This window comes from Streptomyces sp. NPDC038213, from assembly GCF_055600495.1.
Genome location: NZ_JBVJYM010000002.1, coordinates 95,810 through 112,453, shown reverse-complemented (window position 1 = coordinate 112,453; position 16,644 = coordinate 95,810). Strand labels below are relative to the sequence as shown.

General features: G+C 74.1%; 13 protein-coding genes and 1 pseudogene. 5 read left to right on the top strand and 9 right to left on the bottom strand.

Features of this window, described 5'->3' with window-relative positions; all coding sequences use genetic code 11:
• Positions 1-133 precede the first annotated feature (133 nt).
• The gene (dnaJ, locus tag ACZ7JZ_RS03215; RefSeq protein WP_470932629.1) at positions 134-1,273 is read right to left on the bottom strand and encodes a molecular chaperone DnaJ; all 1,140 of its coding nucleotides are present in this window, start codon (positions 1,271-1,273) and stop codon (positions 134-136) included.
• Positions 1,274-2,290, bottom strand: a complete 1,017-nt coding sequence (gene hrcA / locus ACZ7JZ_RS03210) for a heat-inducible transcriptional repressor HrcA (protein WP_470932627.1) — start codon at positions 2,288-2,290, stop codon at positions 1,274-1,276. It lies immediately after the preceding gene.
• Positions 2,291-2,422: 132 nt separating this feature from the next.
• Between hrcA and ACZ7JZ_RS03205 the strand changes: the two genes are divergently transcribed.
• Positions 2,423-3,148, top strand: a complete 726-nt coding sequence (locus tag ACZ7JZ_RS03205; RefSeq protein WP_470932625.1) for an MBL fold metallo-hydrolase — start codon at positions 2,423-2,425, stop codon at positions 3,146-3,148.
• Positions 3,149-3,176: 28 nt separating this feature from the next.
• Positions 3,177-3,986: a DUF3097 domain-containing protein gene (locus ACZ7JZ_RS03200; RefSeq protein WP_470932623.1), complete on the top strand. Its 810-nt coding sequence runs from the start codon at positions 3,177-3,179 to the stop codon at positions 3,984-3,986.
• 362 nt (positions 3,987-4,348) lie between these two features.
• Here ACZ7JZ_RS03200 and hemW read toward each other — a convergent pair whose 3' ends face one another.
• The 3 genes from hemW to lepA form a co-directional block, all read right to left on the bottom strand.
• Complete coding sequence (hemW, locus tag ACZ7JZ_RS03195; RefSeq protein ID WP_470932621.1) at positions 4,349-5,581, bottom strand: radical SAM family heme chaperone HemW; 1,233 nt, start codon at positions 5,579-5,581, stop codon at positions 4,349-4,351.
• Between the two features lie 142 nt (positions 5,582-5,723).
• A complete protein-coding gene (locus tag ACZ7JZ_RS03190; protein WP_470932619.1) occupies positions 5,724-7,613 on the bottom strand; it encodes an AMP-dependent synthetase/ligase in 1,890 nt (629 codons plus the stop codon).
• Between the two features lie 174 nt (positions 7,614-7,787).
• Positions 7,788-9,659: a translation elongation factor 4 gene (gene lepA, locus ACZ7JZ_RS03185; RefSeq protein WP_470932617.1), complete on the bottom strand. Its 1,872-nt coding sequence runs from the start codon at positions 9,657-9,659 to the stop codon at positions 7,788-7,790.
• Between the two features lie 212 nt (positions 9,660-9,871).
• Between lepA and rpsT the strand changes: the two genes are divergently transcribed.
• Both rpsT and ACZ7JZ_RS03175 read left to right on the top strand, forming a co-directional pair.
• The gene (gene rpsT / locus ACZ7JZ_RS03180; protein ID WP_470932615.1) at positions 9,872-10,138 is read left to right on the top strand and encodes a 30S ribosomal protein S20; all 267 of its coding nucleotides are present in this window, start codon (positions 9,872-9,874) and stop codon (positions 10,136-10,138) included.
• Between the two features lie 235 nt (positions 10,139-10,373).
• Complete coding sequence (locus ACZ7JZ_RS03175) at positions 10,374-10,574, top strand: DUF2191 domain-containing protein (RefSeq protein ID WP_470932613.1); 201 nt, start codon at positions 10,374-10,376, stop codon at positions 10,572-10,574.
• Positions 10,575-10,618: 44 nt separating this feature from the next.
• On the opposite strand, the gene holA is transcribed toward ACZ7JZ_RS03175, so the two are convergent.
• Positions 10,619-11,620, bottom strand: coding sequence for a DNA polymerase III subunit delta (gene holA, locus ACZ7JZ_RS03170; RefSeq protein WP_470932611.1), 1,002 nt, complete (start codon positions 11,618-11,620; stop codon positions 10,619-10,621).
• 55 nt (positions 11,621-11,675) lie between these two features.
• Between holA and ACZ7JZ_RS03165 the strand changes: the two genes are divergently transcribed.
• Positions 11,676-11,927 (top strand): hypothetical protein, encoded by a 252-nt coding sequence (locus ACZ7JZ_RS03165; protein ID WP_470932609.1) that lies wholly within the window; start codon positions 11,676-11,678, stop codon positions 11,925-11,927.
• Positions 11,928-11,944: 17 nt separating this feature from the next.
• Here ACZ7JZ_RS03165 and ACZ7JZ_RS03160 read toward each other — a convergent pair whose 3' ends face one another.
• From ACZ7JZ_RS03160 to ACZ7JZ_RS03150, 3 genes and pseudogenes are all read right to left on the bottom strand, one after another.
• Positions 11,945-12,820, bottom strand: coding sequence for a YceI family protein (locus ACZ7JZ_RS03160; RefSeq protein ID WP_470932607.1), 876 nt, complete (start codon positions 12,818-12,820; stop codon positions 11,945-11,947).
• Between the two features lie 178 nt (positions 12,821-12,998).
• Positions 12,999-15,419, bottom strand: a pseudogene (locus ACZ7JZ_RS03155) (ComEC/Rec2 family competence protein); the annotation flags it as partial.
• A complete protein-coding gene (locus tag ACZ7JZ_RS03150; protein ID WP_470932606.1) occupies positions 15,419-16,108 on the bottom strand; it encodes a ComEA family DNA-binding protein in 690 nt (229 codons plus the stop codon). The pseudogene ACZ7JZ_RS03155 and the gene ACZ7JZ_RS03150, both read right to left, overlap by 1 nt.
• Positions 16,109-16,644: the final 536 nt, after the last annotated feature.

The following is a 16,644-nucleotide window of genomic DNA, read 5'->3' as shown; positions in this document are numbered from 1 at the left end:
GGGGATCACCAGCGGCCGTTGAAGGCGTCCTTCAGCCGGGAGAACAGCCCCTGCTGACCGGGCTGACTGCACCCACCCGGGGGGCCACCCCCGGACCCCCGGCAGGGCCCCCGCCGGGGATCACCAGCAGCCGTCAGCGGCCGTTGAAGGCGTCCTTCAGCCGGGAGAACAGCCCCTGCTGACCGGGCTGGAACTGGCCCGTGGGGCGCTCCTCGCCGCGCAGCTTGGCCAGCTGGCGGAGCAGGGCCTCCTGCTCCGGGTCCAGCTTGGCCGGGGTCTGGACCTCGACGTGGACGATCAGGTCGCCGCGGCCGCCGCCGCGCAGGTGCGTGACGCCGCGCCCGTGCAGCGGGATCGACTGGCCGGACTGGGTGCCGGGCCGGATGTCGACCTCCTCCATCCCGTCCAGGGTCTCCAGCGGGCACTTCGTGCCCAGCGCGGCCGCGGTCATCGGGATGGTCACCGTGCAGTGCAGGTCGTCGCCGCGCCGCTGGAAGACCGAGTGGGGCAGCTCGTGGATCTCCACGTACAGGTCGCCGGCGGGGCCGCCGCCGGGGCCGACCTCGCCCTCGCCCGCGAGCTGGATCCGCGTGCCGTTCTCCACACCCGCGGGGATCTTGACCGTGAGGGTGCGCCGGGAGCGGACCCGGCCGTCGCCCGCGCACTCGGGGCACGGGGTCGGGACCACGGTGCCGAAGCCCTGGCACTGGGGGCAGGGGCGGGAGGTCATGACCTGGCCCAGGAAGGACCGCGTGACCTGCGAGACCTCGCCGCGGCCGCGGCACATGTCACAGGTCTGCGCGGAGGTGCCGGGGGCGGCGCCCTCGCCGGAACAGGTCGTGCACACGACCGCCGTGTCGACCTGGATCTCCTTCGTGGTGCCGAAGGCGGCCTCGTCGAGCTCCAGGTCGAGCCGGATCATGGCGTCCTGGCCCCGGCGGGTGCGCGAGCGCGGGCCGCGCTGGGAGGCCTGTCCGAAGAAGGCGTCCATGATGTCCGAGAAGTTGCCGAAGCCGCCGGCCCCGAAGCCGCCCGCGCCGCCACCGCCGCCGGAGGCCGAGAGCGGGTCGCCGCCGAGGTCGTAGACCTGCTTCTTCTGCGGGTCCGACAGCACCTCGTACGCGGCGTTGATCTCCTTGAAGCGCTCCTGCGTCTTGGGATCGGGGTTCACGTCCGGGTGCAGCTCGCGCGCGAGCTTCCGGAAGGCCTTCTTGATCTCGTCCTGCGATGCGTCGCGGCGCACGCCGAGTACGGCGTAGTAGTCCGTGGCCACTTACGACTCCGCCAGGATCTGTCCGACGTAACGTGCCACTGCGCGTACCGCTCCCATCGTTCCGGGGTAGTCCATGCGGGTCGGTCCGACCACGCCGAGTTTGGCGACTGCCTCGCCGCCCGAACCGTAGCCGACCGAGACGACGGACGTGGAGTTCAGTCCCTCGTAGGCGTTCTCGTGGCCGATGCGTACGGTCATCCCCGACTCGTTCGCCTCGCCCAGGAGCCGGAGGAGCACGACCTGCTCCTCCAGGGCCTCCAGGACGGGGCGGATGGTCAGGGGGAAATCGTGTCCGAAGCGGGTGAGATTGGCGGTTCCGCCGATCATCAGCCGCTCCTCCTTCTCCTCGACCAGGGTCTCCAGCAGGGTCGCGAGCACGGACTGGACCGTTGCCCGGTCCTCCAGCTCGAACGACTCCGCGAGGTCCTGGACGAGCTGCGGCACGTCCGCGAAGCGGCGGCCGACCACCCGGCTGTTGAGCCGCGCCCGCAGATCGGCGAGGGAGGCCTCGCCGAAGGGGGCGGCGGCGTCGACCATCCGCTGCTCGACCCGGCCCGTGTCCGTGATCAGGACGAGCATCAGGCGGGCGGGCGAGAGGGCGAGGAGCTCCACGTGCCGGACGGTGGAGCGGGTCAGGGAGGGGTACTGCACCACCGCGACCTGCCGGGTGAGCTGTGCGAGCAGCCGCACCGTGCGGCCGACCACGTCGTCGAGGTCGACGGCGCCGTCCAGGAAGTTCTGGATGGCCCGGCGCTCGGGCGTGGACAGCGGTTTGACCCCCGCGAGCTTGTCGACGAAGAGCCGGTAGCCCTTGTCGGTGGGGATGCGGCCGGCGCTGGTGTGGGGCTGGGCGATGTAGCCCTCGTCCTCCAGCACGGCCATGTCGTTGCGCACGGTGGCGGGCGAGACGCCGAGGCGGTGCCGCTCCGTGAGCGCCTTGGAGCCGACCGGCTCCTCCGTCCCGACGTAGTCCTGGACGATGGCGCGCAGCACCTCGAGTCTGCGTTCGCTGAGCATCGTGCGCACCTCCACCTGATGAACGTCGTCCGTTTGGCACTCGGGGGTTCGGAGTGCCAGAGATCCCCCGGTCAGTGTACGGCGGGGAGGTGCACCCCTAGCAAGGGCGGCCCGTCAGGGTAGCGTCGCGGCATGGACGTCCGTTGGGAAGAGGCAGGCTGGGAAGGGCTGACCGGGCGCGCCGGCCGGCTGAGGCTCCCGGTGTGGGACTGCACCGCGGGACTGGTGGTGGGAGACGATGCGGCGCTGCTGATCGACCCCGGTTCGTGCGTGCGCGAGGGCTCCGCGGTGCGGGCCCAGGCGGAGCGGCTGGCGGGCCGGCGCGTGACCCATATCGCATTCACACACGGACATTTCGACCACGTCCTGGGGGCCGCGGCCTTCTCGGGGGCCGAGGTGTACGGGGCGGTGGGCCTGGACGCGGTCCTGCTCGCCGGCCGCGACCTGCTGCGGGAGTCCGCGGTCCGGCACGGGCTGGACCCGCAGGAGGCGGCGGACTCCACGGACCTGCTGATCGCGCCGCGGCACCTGGTCTCCGGGGAGTGGACCCTGGAACTGGGCGGGGTGCAGGTGCTGCTGGCGAACGTCGGCCCGGGCCACACCCGGCACGATCTGGCCGTGTTCGTGCCCGGCGAGCGGGAGACGGTGTTCTGCGGGGATCTCGTGGAGGAGTCCGGCGAACCCCAGGCGGGGGACGACTCGGTCCGCAGGCAGTGGCCGGCCGCCCTCGACCGGCTGCTGTCCCTGGGCGGGGAGGACGCGCTGTACGTACCCGGCCACGGGGCGGTCGTGGACGCGGACTTCGTCCGTGCGCAACGCGCCACACTCGCCGCGCGCTTCGGCGTGTCGCCCTCCTGAACCGGCCGCCCTGCCTACTGTCGTCCGAATGCGCGAGTACTCCCCCGACCTGACCCCGCCCTGGAAGCGCGGCGCGACCCGCCCGGTGCCGGAGGTGGCCGCGGACCCCGGCCTGGTGGTCGAGGTGGCCGGTACGGACTTCTGCGGGGCGGTGACCGGCTGCGAGGGCGGCGTGGTCACTTTGGAAGACCGCTTCGGCAAGCGCCGGGCCTTCCCCCTCTCGCCTCGGGGCTTCCTGCTGGAAGGGGCCGTGGTCACCCTGGTCCGGCCCTCCCGCGCCCCGGCGGCGCCGCAGCGCACCGCGTCCGGCTCGGTGGCGGTGCCGGGCGCCCGCGCCCGGGTGGCCCGGGCCGGGCGGATCTACGTGGAGGGCCGCCACGACGCCGAGCTGGTGGAGAAGGTCTGGGGCGACGACCTGCGGATCGAGGGCGTGGTCGTCGAGTACCTGGAGGGCGTCGACGACCTCCCCGCCCTGGTCGACGCCTTCGCCCCGGGCCCCGACGCCCGGCTGGGCGTCCTGGTCGACCACCTGGTCCCCGGCTCGAAGGAGTCCCGCATCGCGGCCGCCGTCACCCATCCGGACGTCCTGATCGCGGGCCACCCGTACGTGGACGTCTGGCAGGCGGTGAAGCCGTCCTCCCTGGGCATCCCGTCGTGGCCGTCCGTCCCGCGCGGGCGGGACTGGAAGACGGGCGTCTGCGAGGCGCTGGGGTGGGCGCCGAACACGGGTGAGGCGTGGCAGCGGATCCTGTCCCGGGTCAGGTCGTACCAGGACCTGGAACCGTCCCTCCTGGGCCGCGTGGAAGAACTCATCGACTTCGTCACGACCCCGTCCTGACCACGGGTTCCCCGCTGCGCGGGCCTCTCCCCTACCCGCCCCTTCCCGCTCCTGGGGCTCCGCCCCAGACCCCGCGCCTCAAACGCCGGCGGGGCTGGATGGTGCCGCCAGGGGCGGCAACTCCAGCCCGCGCAGGGGGTCCCCCCGGACGAAGTCTGGGGGAGTTTGAGCGCACCGGGCGCGGAGCGCACGGAACGGGGTCCGGGGCGGAGCCCCGAAACCCCCCACCCACCCGCACCCGACCCACCACTCCCGGCAACATCCAGCCCCGCCGGCGCTTGAGGCGCGGGGGTGTGGGGGCGGAGCCCCTGCTTTCGGGAAGGGGCGGGGTGGGGAACAGGCCCCGCGCAGCGGACCGGGGTTCAGTCGACCAGGTCGCGGACGACGGCGTCGGCCAGCAGCCGCCCCCGCAGGGTCAGCACGGCCCGCCCGCCCCCGTAGGGCCCCGGCTCCAGCAGCCCGTCCGCCAGCGCCCGCCGCGAGGCGTCCAGCCCGGCCGGCGCCAGCAGCCCCAGCGGACACCCGTCGACCAGCCGCAGCTCCAGCAGGATCCGTTCCACCCGCCGGTCCTCGTCGGAGAGCCGCTCCCGCCCGGCCCCGGGCGACCGCCCCTCCGCCAGCGCCGCCGCATACGCGCCCGGGTGCTTCACGTTCCACCACCGCACCCCCCCGACGTGGCTGTGCGCCCCCGGCCCGGCGCCCCACCAGTCCGCCCCGCGCCAGTACAGCTCGTTGTGCAGGCAGCGGCCCGCCTCCGAGGTGGCCCAGTTCGAGACCTCGTACCAGCTGTAGCCGGCCTCCGCGAGGACGGAGTCCGCGATCAGGTACCGGTCGGCGTGGACGTCGTCGTCCGTCATGGGGACCTCGCCGCGCCGGATCCGGCGGGCCAACTGCGTACCCTCCTCGACGATCAGGGCGTACGCCGAGATGTGGTCGGGCCCGGCGCCGAGCGCCGCGTCGAGGGAGGCGCGCCAGTCCTCGTCTGACTCGCCGGGGGTCCCGTAGATCAGGTCGAGGTTGACGTGCTCGAAGCCCGCCGCCCGCGCCTCGCCCACGCAGGCCTCGGGGCGCCCCGGGGTGTGCGTGCGGTCCAGGACCTTCAGGACGTGCTGCTTCGCGCTCTGCATGCCGAAGGAGATCCGGTTGAAGCCCCCGGCCCGCAGCTCCTCCAGGTACGCCGGATCCACCGACTCCGGATTCGCCTCGGTGGTGACCTCGGCGTCCTCGGCCAGCCCGAACTCGTCCCGGATCGCGCCCAGCATCCGCACCAGGTCGGCCGCGGGCAGCAGGGTCGGCGTACCGCCGCCGACGAAGACGGTCCGCACCTCGCGCGGGTCCCCGCCCAGCACCTTCCGGGCCAGGCGGACCTCGTCCACGAGCGTGTCGGCGTAGTTCTCGCGGGAGGCGAGCACGCCGCCGGTACCGCGCAGCTCGGTGGCGGTGTAGGTGTTGAAATCGCAGTAGCCGCAGCGCGTGGCGCAGTACGGGACGTGCAGGTAGAACCCGAGCGGCCGGTCCGCGGCCCCGGTCAGGGCGTGCGCGGGCAGCGCCCCGTCTTCGGGCATGGGCTCACCATCGGGCAGTACGGAAGGCATGGATCCATTCTCCCGCACCGCCCGCAGGCCCCGGACCGCGCAGCCGCACCGGCCCGCGTCGACGGCCCGCGCGCAGCCGCACCGCGTGCGAGCGCGCCGGACCGCCGGGCCTCCCGGTCGGTCCGGCGCGCTCCGCTGCGGCCTACGCCTCGTTCGCGCCCTCGTACATGGCGTCGATGAGCCCCTTGAACTCGCGCTCCACGGCCGGCCGCTTCAGCTTGAGGCTGGGGGTCAGCTCGCCGTGCTCCACGTCGAGGTCGCGCGGCAGCAGGGCGAACTTCTTGATCGTCTGCCAGCGCTGCAGCCCGGCGTTGAGGGTGTCCACGTAGCCCTGGACCATCTCGCGGGTCTGCGGGGCGGCCACCACCTCGGCGTAGGACCTGCCCTCCAGGCCGTTGTCCTTCGCCCAGCCGAGCAGGGTGGGCTCGTCGAGGGCGACGAGGGCGGTGCAGAAGTTCCGGTCGGCGCCGTGGACCAGGATGTTCGAGACGAACGGGCACACGGCCTTGAACCGGCCCTCGATCTCGGCCGGGGCGACGTACTTGCCGCCCGAGGTCTTGATCAGGTCCTTCTTGCGGTCGGTGATCCGCAGGTAGCCGTCCGCGGAGAGCTCGCCGATGTCGCCGGTGTGCAGCCAGCCGTCGGACTCCAGGACCTCGGCGGTCTTCTCCGGCAGGCCGTGGTAGCCCTCCATGATGCCGGGGCCGCGGAGCAGGATCTCGCCGTCGTCGGCGATGCGGACCTCGCAGCCGGGGAGCGGCTTGCCGACCGTGCCGGTGCGGTACGCCTCGCCCGGGTTGACGAAGCTGGCGGCGCTGGACTCCGTGAGCCCGTAGCCCTCCAGGATGTGGATGCCGGCGCCGGAGAAGAAGTAGCCGATCTCGGGCGAGAGGCCGGAGGCCCCGGAGACGGCGGCGCGCAGCCGCCCGCCGAAGGCGTCGCGGAGCTTGGAGTAGACGAGGGCGTCGGCGACCTTGTGCTTGGTCGTGAGCCCGAAGGGGGCCGAGGCGGTGCCGGTGCGGCGGAAGTTGTCCTGGGTGACCTTCGCGTACTCGCGGGCGACCCCGGCGGACCACTGGAAGATCTTGTACTTGGCCCCGCCGGCGGCGCGGGCCTTGGCGGCGACGCCGTTGTAGACCTTCTCGAAGATGCGCGGTACGGAGGCCATGTACGTGGGCTGGACCACCGGCAGGTTCTCGATGATCTTCTCGACCCGGCCGTCGACGGCGGTGACGTGCCCGACCTCGATCTGGCCGGAGGTGAGCACCTTGCCGAAGACGTGGGCCAGCGGCAGCCACAGGTACTGCACGTCCTCCCGGGTGACCAGGCCGGTCGCGGCGATGGCCTTGGCCATGTACGACCAGTTGTCGTGCGGGAGGCGGACGCCCTTGGGGCGGCCCGTGGTGCCCGAGGTGTAGATCAGGGTCGCGAGCTGCGTGGCGGTGATCGCGGAGATCCGCTCCTTGACCGCCTCGGGGTGCTTGGCGAGGTACTCCTTGCCGCGCGCCTCCAGCTCGGCGAGGGTGAGGACCCAGCCCTCGGGGTCCCCCTCGACGGGCTCGGCCCCGGCCGGGTCGATCACCACGACGTGGCGCAGCCCCGGCAGGTCGGCGCGGCGCTCGCGGGCCTTGGCCAGCTGGGCGGCGTCCTCGGCGATGAGCACCTTGCTCTCGGAGTCCGAGAGGATGAACGCCGACTCCTCGGCGTTGGTGCTCGGGTAGACGGTGGTGACGGCGCCGCCCGCGCACATCACGCCGAGGTCCGAGAGGATCCACTCGACGCGGGTGTTGGAGGCGAGGGCCACCCGCTCCTCGGACCCGAGCCCGAGCCCGACCAGGCCCGCGGCGATGGCGAACACGCGCTCCGCGGCCTGGCCCCAGCTCAGGGACTTCCAGTCGTCGGGCCCCTGGCCGGAGGCCGCGGGCACGGGATAGCGGTAGGCCTCGGCGTCCGGGGTGGCGGCGACGCGCTCAAGGAAGAGGGCCGCCACGGACGGCGGGCGGTTCTCGATCAAGGTCTGTGTGTCGCTCACGACATCCTCCGGACCACGCGTCGAGCGCATGGGGTAACTGGCGAGTAACCATCGAGCAGTGATCAGGGTAGAGGCCAGGGGGGCGGTGCGTAAGGGGCCGCAAGCGGCCGCTTTATAACGAACGGGCCCCCGTGCCGCGGCATGGGGGCCCGTACGTCACGGCTTGTCCGGTGGCTACTTCTTGCCCTTGCCCGGGCCGGAGTCGTCGCTGGACAGCACGGCGATGAAGGCGTCCTGCGGGACCTCGACGGAGCCGACCATCTTCATGCGCTTCTTGCCCTCCTTCTGCTTCTCCAGCAGCTTCCGCTTACGGGAGATGTCGCCGCCGTAGCACTTGGCGAGGACGTCCTTGCGGATAGCGCGGATGGTCTCGCGGGCGATGACCCGGGAGCCGACGGCGGCCTGGATCGGCACCTCGAAGGCCTGCCGCGGGATCAGCTCGCGCAGCTTGGCGACCAGGCGCACGCCGTAGGCGTAGGCGGCGTCCTTGTGCGTCACGGCGGAGAAGGCGTCGACCTTGTCGCCGTGCAGCAGGATGTCGACCTTGACCAGGCTGGAGGCCTGCTCGCCCGTGGGCTCGTAGTCGAGGGAGGCGTAGCCGCGGGTCTTGGACTTCAGCTGGTCGAAGAAGTCGAAGACGATCTCGGCGAGCGGAAGGGTGTAGCGGATCTCGACCCGGTCCTCGGAGAGGTAGTCCATGCCGAGGAGGGTGCCGCGGCGGGTCTGGCAGAGCTCCATGATCGCGCCGATGAACTCGCTGGGCGCGAGGACGGTGGCGCGGACGACCGGCTCGAACACGTCCGAGATCTTGCCCTCGGGGAACTCGCTCGGGTTGGTGACGGTGACCTCCTTGCCGTCCTCCAGCACCACGCGGTAGACCACGTTCGGCGCGGTCGCGATCAGCTCGAGGCCGAACTCGCGCTCCAGGCGCTCGCGGACCACGTCCAGGTGCAGCAGGCCGAGGAAGCCGACGCGGAAGCCGAAGCCGAGGGCCGCGGAGGTCTCCGGCTCGTAGACCAGCGCGGCGTCGTTGAGCTGGAGCTTGTCCAGGGCCTCGCGCAGGTCCGGGTAGTCCGAGCCGTCGAGCGGGTACAGGCCCGAGAAGACCATCGGCTTCGGGTCCTTGTAGCCGCCGAGGGCCTCGGTGGCGCCGCCCGTCATCTGGGTGATGGTGTCGCCGACCTTGGACTGGCGGACGTCCTTCACACCGGTGATGAGGTAGCCCACCTCGCCGACGGACAGGCCGTCGGCCGGCAGCATCTCGGGCGAGTTGCAGCCGATCTCCAGCAGCTCGTGGGTGGCGCCCGTGGACATCATCCGGATGCGCTCGCGCTTGTTGAGCGTGCCGTCGACCACACGGACGTACGTGACCACGCCCCGGTACGAGTCGTAGACCGAGTCGAAGATCATCGCGCGGGCCGGGGCGTCCTTGACGCCGACCGGGGCCGGGACGCGCTCGACCACGCGGTCCAGCAGCGCCTCCACGCCGAGGCCCGTCTTCGCGGAGACCCGCAGGACGTCGTCCGGCTCGCAGCCGACCAGGTTCGCCAGCTCCTCGGCGAACTTCTCCGGCTGGGCCGCCGGCAGGTCGATCTTGTTGAGCACGGGGACGATCGCGAGGTCGTTCTCCATGGCCAGGTACAGGTTGGCCAGGGTCTGGGCCTCGATGCCCTGGGCGGCGTCGACCAGCAGGAGGGTGCCCTCGCAGGCGGCGAGCGACCGGGAGACCTCGTACGTGAAGTCGACGTGTCCCGGGGTGTCGATCATGTTGAGGATGTGGGTCTTGCCCTGGTCCCCACCCGTCGTGGGGGCCCAGGGCAGCCGGACCGCCTGGGACTTGATCGTGATGCCTCGCTCGCGCTCGATGTCCATGCGGTCGAGGTACTGGGCGCGCATCTGACGCTGATCGACGACACCGGTGAGCTGGAGCATCCGGTCGGCGAGAGTCGACTTGCCGTGGTCGATGTGCGCGATGATGCAGAAATTGCGGATCAGCGCCGGGTCGGTACGGCTCGGCTCGGGCACGTGGCTAGGGGTCGCGGGCACGCAAGGTCCTGATTCTCGGGCGATGTCGTATGGATACGCAGACTCCATGGTCCCATGGCTGCGCGACTGCGGTCGGTTTGGGCCGCCCAACGGGCTGCTGGTAGCCTGGGCAGCTGTGTCTCGTGTGCCCTCTCAGCCTGCGCGGCACATACCTGCAAGATCAAACGTCGGCCCCTTGCGGGGTCCGGCACTGAACCTGAAAAGGCTCTTTCGTGGCGAACATCAAGTCCCAGATCAAGCGGAACAAGACGAACGAGAAGGCCCGCCTTCGCAACAAGTCCGTCAAGTCCGAGCTCAAGACCTTCATCCGCAAGGCCAACGAGGCCATCGCCTCCGGCGACGCCGCCAAGGCCACCGAGGCTGCCCGTGTCGCCTCGCGGAAGCTGGACAAGGCCGTTTCGAAGGGTGTCATCCACAAGAACGCCGCCGCCAACAAGAAGTCGGCGCTGGCTGCCAAGGTCGCCCCCCTTCAGGGCTGAGCACTCGATGTGATCGCCGGAAGGGACCCAGCGGGCCCTCTCATCCGCTCCTGACCGGCACCCCGCCCCACACGCGGCCTGCGTTCGCCACGCGGGTGTGGGGCACACAGCGTGAAACTGTCGGCCCCGGCCGGTCCTTCCCCAGGACCGGAACCGGGGCCTTCGGCATACCCGGGGCCCCTCGTCCCACTAGAGTCCGGCAGGTAGGCACGGGCGGGGAACGGGGAGGGTACCGATGGCCAAGGTGAACGTGAGCCTGGACGCGGAGCTGGTGGTCGAGGTGATGGTGCTGGCGGGGGCCGGCTCACCACAGGACGCCGTGGAGGCCGTCGTACGGGACTACATCGCGCGCTCCCACCGGACCGAGGCCCGGGTCGAGCTCAAGGAGAACCGCAACCGCGACACCGAGCCGCGCCCCCAGGACACCCAGGGCTGAGCCCGCAGGACACGCGGGGCTGAGCCCTCCCCCGCCCGGCGCGGTCAGTACGGGTCGCGGCGGGCCGGGCGGGCGGCGCGGGCCACGGCCACGACGGCCTTCTCCAGCGCGTACTCGGGATCGTCCCCGCCGCCCTTGACCCCGGCGTCGGCCTCGGCCACCGCCCGCAGGGCCGCGGCCACCCCGTCGGCCGACCAGCCCCGCATCTGCTGGCGGACCCGGTCGATCTTCCAGGGCGGCATGCCGAGGTCGCGGGCCAGGTCGCCGGGGCGGGCGCCGCGGGGGGCGGAGGCCAGCTTCCCGATGGCGCGCACCCCCTGGGCCAGGGCGCTGGTGATCATGACGGGGGCGACCCCGGTCGACAGGGACCAGCGCAGGGCCTCCAGGGCCTCCGCGGCCCGGCCCTCCACCGCCCGGTCCGCCACCGTGAAGCTGGAGGCCTCGGCCCGGCCGGTGTAGTACCGCCCGACCACGGCCTCGTCGATGGTGCCCTCGACGTCGGCGCACAGCTGCGCCACCGCGCTCGCCAGCTCCCGAAGGTCGCTGCCGATGGCGTCCACGAGCGCCTCGGTGGCCGCGGGCGAGGCCGAACGGCCCAGTCCCCGGAACTCCGTGCGCACGAAGGCCAGCCGGTCCGCCGCCTTGGTCATCTTCGGGCAGGCCACCTCGCGCGCGCCCGCCTTGCGGGCCGCGTCCAGCAGGGCCTTGCCCTTGGCGCCGCCCGCGTGCAGCAGGACGAGGGTGATCTCCTCGAACGGCGCGGCCAGGTACGCCTTGACGTCCTTGACCGAGTCGGCGGACAGGTCCTGGGAGTTGCGGACGACCACGACCTTGCGCTCGGAGAAGAGCGAGGGGCTGGTCAGCTCGGCGAGTGTGCCGGGCTGCAGCTGCTCCGGGGCGAGGTCGCGCACGTCCGTGTCGGCGTCGGCGGCCCGCGCGGCCGCCACCACCTCCCGCACGGCGCGGTCGAGCAGCAGCTCCTCCTGCCCCACCGCGAGGGTGAGGGGGGCGAGCGGGTCGTCGCTGGGGTTCTTCCTGGTGGCCATCGCGGTCCAGCATCCCACGCCCCTCCGACAGCGGGCCAAAACCGGGTGTCCGACAATGGGCCGCGTGAACGCACGACACGTACTCGTACTGCCCGACCGCGACGCCGCCGAGGCGGTGGCCGAGGAGCTCTCCGACCGCTTCGCGCTGACCGAGGAGCCCCAGCTGGTCAGGGACGCCCTGGCCGGGGAGGACGACGCCGAGGACGCCCAGTGGCTGGTCGTCGTGGAGGACCCCCGGGACCGCCTGGACCCCGCGGCCCTCGACGCCCTCGCCGAGGAGCACGAGGGCTGGCTCGAAGCCCCCTGACGGGGCCCCGCCCTCCCTCAGTTCTTGTGGACTATCTGCACGTCGAGCGTCACGTCGATGCTCGAGCCCACGGCCGCGATCCCGTGTGCCAGCAGGGACTGCCAGGTCAGGGTGAAGTCCTCCCGGTGCAGCTCGGTGGTGGCCCGGCAGGCGGCCCGGGTCTCCCCCTCCATCCCGGTCCCGATCCCGAGGTACTCGGTGTCGAGGGTGACGGACCGGCTCACCCCGTGCAGGGTCAGGGCCCCGGCCACCGCCCAGCGGGTGCCGGTGCGGTGGATGAACCGCTCGCTGTAGAACTCGATCGTCGGGTGGCGCCCCGCGTCCAGGAAGTCCGCGGACCGCAGGTGCTCGTCGCGCAGCCGGACCCCGGTGTCGATGCTGGCCGCGTCGATGATCACGTGCATGGCGGAGTCCTCCATGCGGTCGGCGATCCGCACCGCGCCCGCGAAGGTGTTGAACCGCCCCCGGATCCGCGCCAGTCCGATGTGACGGGCCGTGAAACCGATGCTGGAGTGCGTCGGTTCTACCTCCCAGTGTCCCGGCCGCGGCAGTACCGGCGGATCCACGGCCTCCAGCAGCAGGTCGCCCGGCTCGTCCCCGTCCCCCGCGGCCACCACGGCCGCCCCGTGGTGCGGCGCGTACCCCTCGGCGGACACCGCGAGCCGGTACTCGCCGGCGGGCACGGCGGCGACGAAGCCCCCGTAGGGATCGGTCTCCCCGCTGACCACCCGGCGCCCGATCGGGTCCGTGACCTCGAACCGCGCCTGCCGGACGGGCTGTTGGAACTGGTTCAGCACCCGGTAGCCCAGCAGCCCCGCTTCCGGCGGGACCTCCGGCCTGTGGACCGGCGCCGGCCCTGCGGCCGTGTCGCTCCCCCGTCGGCGACCGAACATGTCGCATGCACCCCCGTGCTCTCTGGATTGGGACCCCTCTGGCGAAGACGCATTCGATCATGCTGCCGGGATGGGGGCAAACAGAATGGTCGGGCCCGGTATGGCCGGGCCGGTACGGGACGCCCGAAGTGCGGCGGTCCCGTACGCCCCGCCGCACCGGTACGGGCCTGCGCCGCCGCCCGGCCGGCACCGCCCTGACCCCGGCGCCCGCCCCGGTCACGGCGATCGCGCCGTCGGTGTCCGTGCGCAGCACCGCAGCCCCCGCGGCCCGCAGGGCACCGACCGTGCGCGGCGACGGGTGCCCGTAGCCGTTGCCCTCGCCTACGGGTACGAGGGCCAGCCGGGGCCTCAACCGGGCGGGCAGCGCGGGGTCCTGGTGCGGGGAGCCGTGGTGCGCGACCTTGAGCACGTCCACCGGGCCGAGCTCCGGATGCTCCCTCAGCAGGGCCTCCTGGGCGGGCGGTTCGAGATCGCCGAGGAGCAGGATCCGCAGCCCGTGCGAGCGGGCGAGCAGCACCACGCTGGCGTCGTTGGCCTCCCATGAGGGCGGTCCGCCCGGCGGGGGCCACAGCACCTGCCACTCCAGGGGCCCGGCCCGCCGCCGCTCCCCCGCCGCGGCCTGCTCCACGGGGATCCCGGCCGCGGCGGCGGCCCGGTGCACGGCGCGCGCCTGCTCGGGGGGCTCGGCCAGACCCGTGGTCTGGATCAGGCCCACGGAGCGGCCTCGCAGCACCCCCGCCAGCCCGCCCACGTGGTCCTGGTGGAAGTGCGTGAGAACGAGCAGCGGGATCCGCGTGACGCGCAGCATGCTCAGGCAGCGGTCCACCGGCCCGGGCTCGGGCCCGGTGTCCACCACCACGGCCGTCCCCGGCCCCGCCGCCAGCACCCCCGCGTCCCCCTGGCCGACCGCGCACTGCACGTACCGCCACCCGGAGGGCGGCCAGCCCGCGAGCACCCGGGCCAGCGGCACGGGCCTGAGCACCGCGAGGACCAGGACCAGGGCGGCGGCTGCGCACACCCAGCGGTACCGGAGCACCCGCCGGGCCGCCACAGCGGCGAGGAGCACCGCCCCGGCGAGCAGCAGCCCGCCCGAGGGCCCGCCCGGCCAGTCGACTTCCGCCCCCGGCAGCGCCGCGCCGGTGCGGGCCACGGCCGCGATCCAGCCCGCCGGCACCCCGGCGCACCAGGCGAGCGCCTCGGCCGCGGGCATCCACACGGCGGCCGCCGCCAGGGCCGCGAACCCGAGCACCGTCGCAGGCCCCGCCGCCGCCTCCGCGAGCAGGTTGCACGGTACGGCGACCAGGCTCACCCGCGCCGCCAGCACGGCCACGACGGGCGCGCACACGGCCTGGGCCGCAGCGGCGGCCGCCAGCGGCTCGGCGAACCGGGCCCGCAGGCCCCGCCGCTGGAGCGCCGCGCTCCAGCGGGGCCCCAGCGTCAGCAGGGCGCCCGTGGCGAGCACCGACAGCAGGAACCCGTAGCTCCGCGCGAGCCAGGGGTCCCACAGGACCAGCAGCAGGACCGCGGCGGCGAGGGCCGGGACCAGCGATCTGCGCCGCCCGGTGCCGATGGCCAGCAGGGTGACCGCCCCGCAGGCGGCCGCCCGCAGCACGCTCGGTTCGGGCCGGCACACCACCACGAACGCGAGGACCAGGGCGCCCCCGCACAGCGCGGTCCCGCGCAGCGACAGCCCCACCCGCGGGGCCAGCCCGCCGCGCTCGGCCCGCAGCGCGGACCCCGGCGGTCCGATCAGCAGGAACAGCACGATGGTCAGGTTGGACCCGGACACGGCCAGCAGGTGCACCAGGTCGGTGGTGAGGAAGGCCTCGTGGAGGTCCGCGGGCACCCGCGAGGTGTCCCCGACCACGAGCCCGGGCAGCAGGGCCCGGGCGTCCGGGGCGAGCCCGTCCGTGGCCGCGCGCAGCCCCGCCCTGAGATCGCCGGCCGCCCGCTGCACGGCGCCGGGCCCGGCCAGCACCTCGGGCGGCCTGCTGCCCGGCACCCGGAGCACGGCCACCGCCCGGCCCGCGGGCCCCAGGGCCGGGGCGAGCCTGGCGGTCACCCGCACCCGGGTGGAGGGCAGCAGGGACTCCCAGTCGGCGTGCCGCGCCAGCACCAGCACCGGCGTGCGCACCGCAGTGGTCCGCCCTCCGGGTGCGGTCACCCGGGTCAGCTCGGCGTCGGCCAGGACGGCCGGCGGTCCGCGCCGGGTGCGTCGCGGGTCGGAGGTCACGGTGAGCTCCACCGACACCCGCGCCCGTTCCTCGGCCAGCCCCACGACCGGACCGCTGCGCGCCTGTCCCGCGTGCAGCCCCGCCGCGGCGGCTCCGGCCGCCGCGCACAGGAGGGTCGCCGCCACGGCCGTCCCCAGTCCGCGCGTCCGCCCCGCGACGGCCGGCAGGAGCAGGACTCCCGCGGCCAGGGTGCACCCGGCCGCCACCACGGCCACCGGCCGGCCGGGCATCCCCAGGACCGCCGCCGCGGCACCCCAGGCACCCAGCGCCGGGGGCACCAGCCGCAGATCAGCCGGCCCCTCCCGCGGCCCCGTCCCCGCACCCGCGGAGTCGGCGCCTGCGGCGCCCCCGTCCCCCCGGCGGATCACGGCCGCACCAGCGGGCGCAGCTCCGCGAACCGGCGCTCGCCGATCCCGTCCACCTGCCGCAGGTCCGCCACCGAGCGGAAGCCGCCGCGCTCGGTGCGGAAGGCCACGATGTGCCGGGCCAACACCGGTCCGACACCGGGCAGCGCGTCCAACTGCTCCACCGTCGCCGAACCGAGGCTCACGGGCGCCCCCGGCCCCGCGGGGAGGCCCGCACCCGCCGCCCCGGGCAGCGCCCCGGCGGCCGGGGGCGGGAGCCCGACCACCACCTGCTCCCCGTCGAGCAGGACCCGGGCCCGGTTGAGCCCGCTGGTGTCGGCGCCCGGTCTGACCCCGCCCGCGGCGGCGAGGGCGTCCTCGACCCGCGATCCGGCCGGCAGCCTGCGCACCCCCGGCTCGCGGACCTTCCCCGAGACGTCCACCACGATCCGCGCCGGGGACTGCGCCACGGCCTGCACACCCGCGGCGACCACCTGCGGGGCGGCAACCGGCCGCGGCCGCCCCGACCAGAACTGCTGGGCCGCGAAGCCGACCGCGAGCACCAGGACCACGGCCACCGCGGCCACCGTCCGCGGCTGGTACCCGCACCGCACCTGAAGCCACACCGGCAGCCGCTCCCGGACCGCCGCCGCCCGGAGCCCCGCCCCGGACAGGGCCTCCCCGTACCCGTCCGCGGCCGACGGCACCACGAGGGGAGCATCCGGCCGCGCCCCGTCGGCGCCCTCCGCGCGTCCTGGCCCCCCGCCCGGATCCGGGCGGACGGGGATCCCCCGCAGCCGCTCCGGATCGGGCCGCGCCGCCGGATCCGGCGGGGGCGCGGCGAGCAGGGCAGCGGCCCGCAGGCGCACGGCCGTCGGATCGGGAACGGGAGGGCGGGGCCCGCGGCGGGCTCCCGCCCGGCCGTCCGATCCCGGGGAGCGGCCCGGGCCGCTCGAAGCGGGCCCGCCGGGGCCCCGCAGGGGCCGCGGGCTGCGGTGGCTGCCGTGTCGTACGCGAGGCTGTCGAAGAGTCATGCCCCAGACGCTAGGCAGGAAGCCCGGCTACCGCTCGGACCGCTCGATTCCGGTGGAGGGAGCGCCCGTTGTGGACAACCCGGCCACCCTCCCGGCGGAACCGTCACCCGCCCGCACCACGGCCGCGACCACACCCCCGACAACAGCTCAGCTCATCCGACCGGGCCGCCCACCGAGGCCGGGCCACAGGCCGGGCCCCAGGCGAGGCCACA

Excerpts from the sequence above, each read along its gene's own strand:
- hrcA (WP_470932627.1), bottom strand. The coding sequence starts at position 2,290 with ATGCTCAGCGAACGCAGACTCGAGGTGCTGCGCGCCATCGTCCAGGAC.
- ACZ7JZ_RS03205 (WP_470932625.1), top strand. The coding sequence starts at position 2,423 with ATGGACGTCCGTTGGGAAGAGGCAGGCTGGGAAGGGCTGACCGGGCGC.
- ACZ7JZ_RS03200 (WP_470932623.1), top strand. The coding sequence starts at position 3,177 with ATGCGCGAGTACTCCCCCGACCTGACCCCGCCCTGGAAGCGCGGCGCG.
- hemW (WP_470932621.1), bottom strand. The coding sequence starts at position 5,581 with ATGCCTTCCGTACTGCCCGATGGTGAGCCCATGCCCGAAGACGGGGCG.
- ACZ7JZ_RS03175 (WP_470932613.1), top strand. The coding sequence starts at position 10,374 with ATGGCCAAGGTGAACGTGAGCCTGGACGCGGAGCTGGTGGTCGAGGTG.
- holA (WP_470932611.1), bottom strand. The coding sequence starts at position 11,620 with ATGGCCACCAGGAAGAACCCCAGCGACGACCCGCTCGCCCCCCTCACC.
- ACZ7JZ_RS03165 (WP_470932609.1), top strand. The coding sequence starts at position 11,676 with ATGGGCCGCGTGAACGCACGACACGTACTCGTACTGCCCGACCGCGAC.
- ACZ7JZ_RS03160 (WP_470932607.1), bottom strand. The coding sequence starts at position 12,820 with ATGTTCGGTCGCCGACGGGGGAGCGACACGGCCGCAGGGCCGGCGCCG.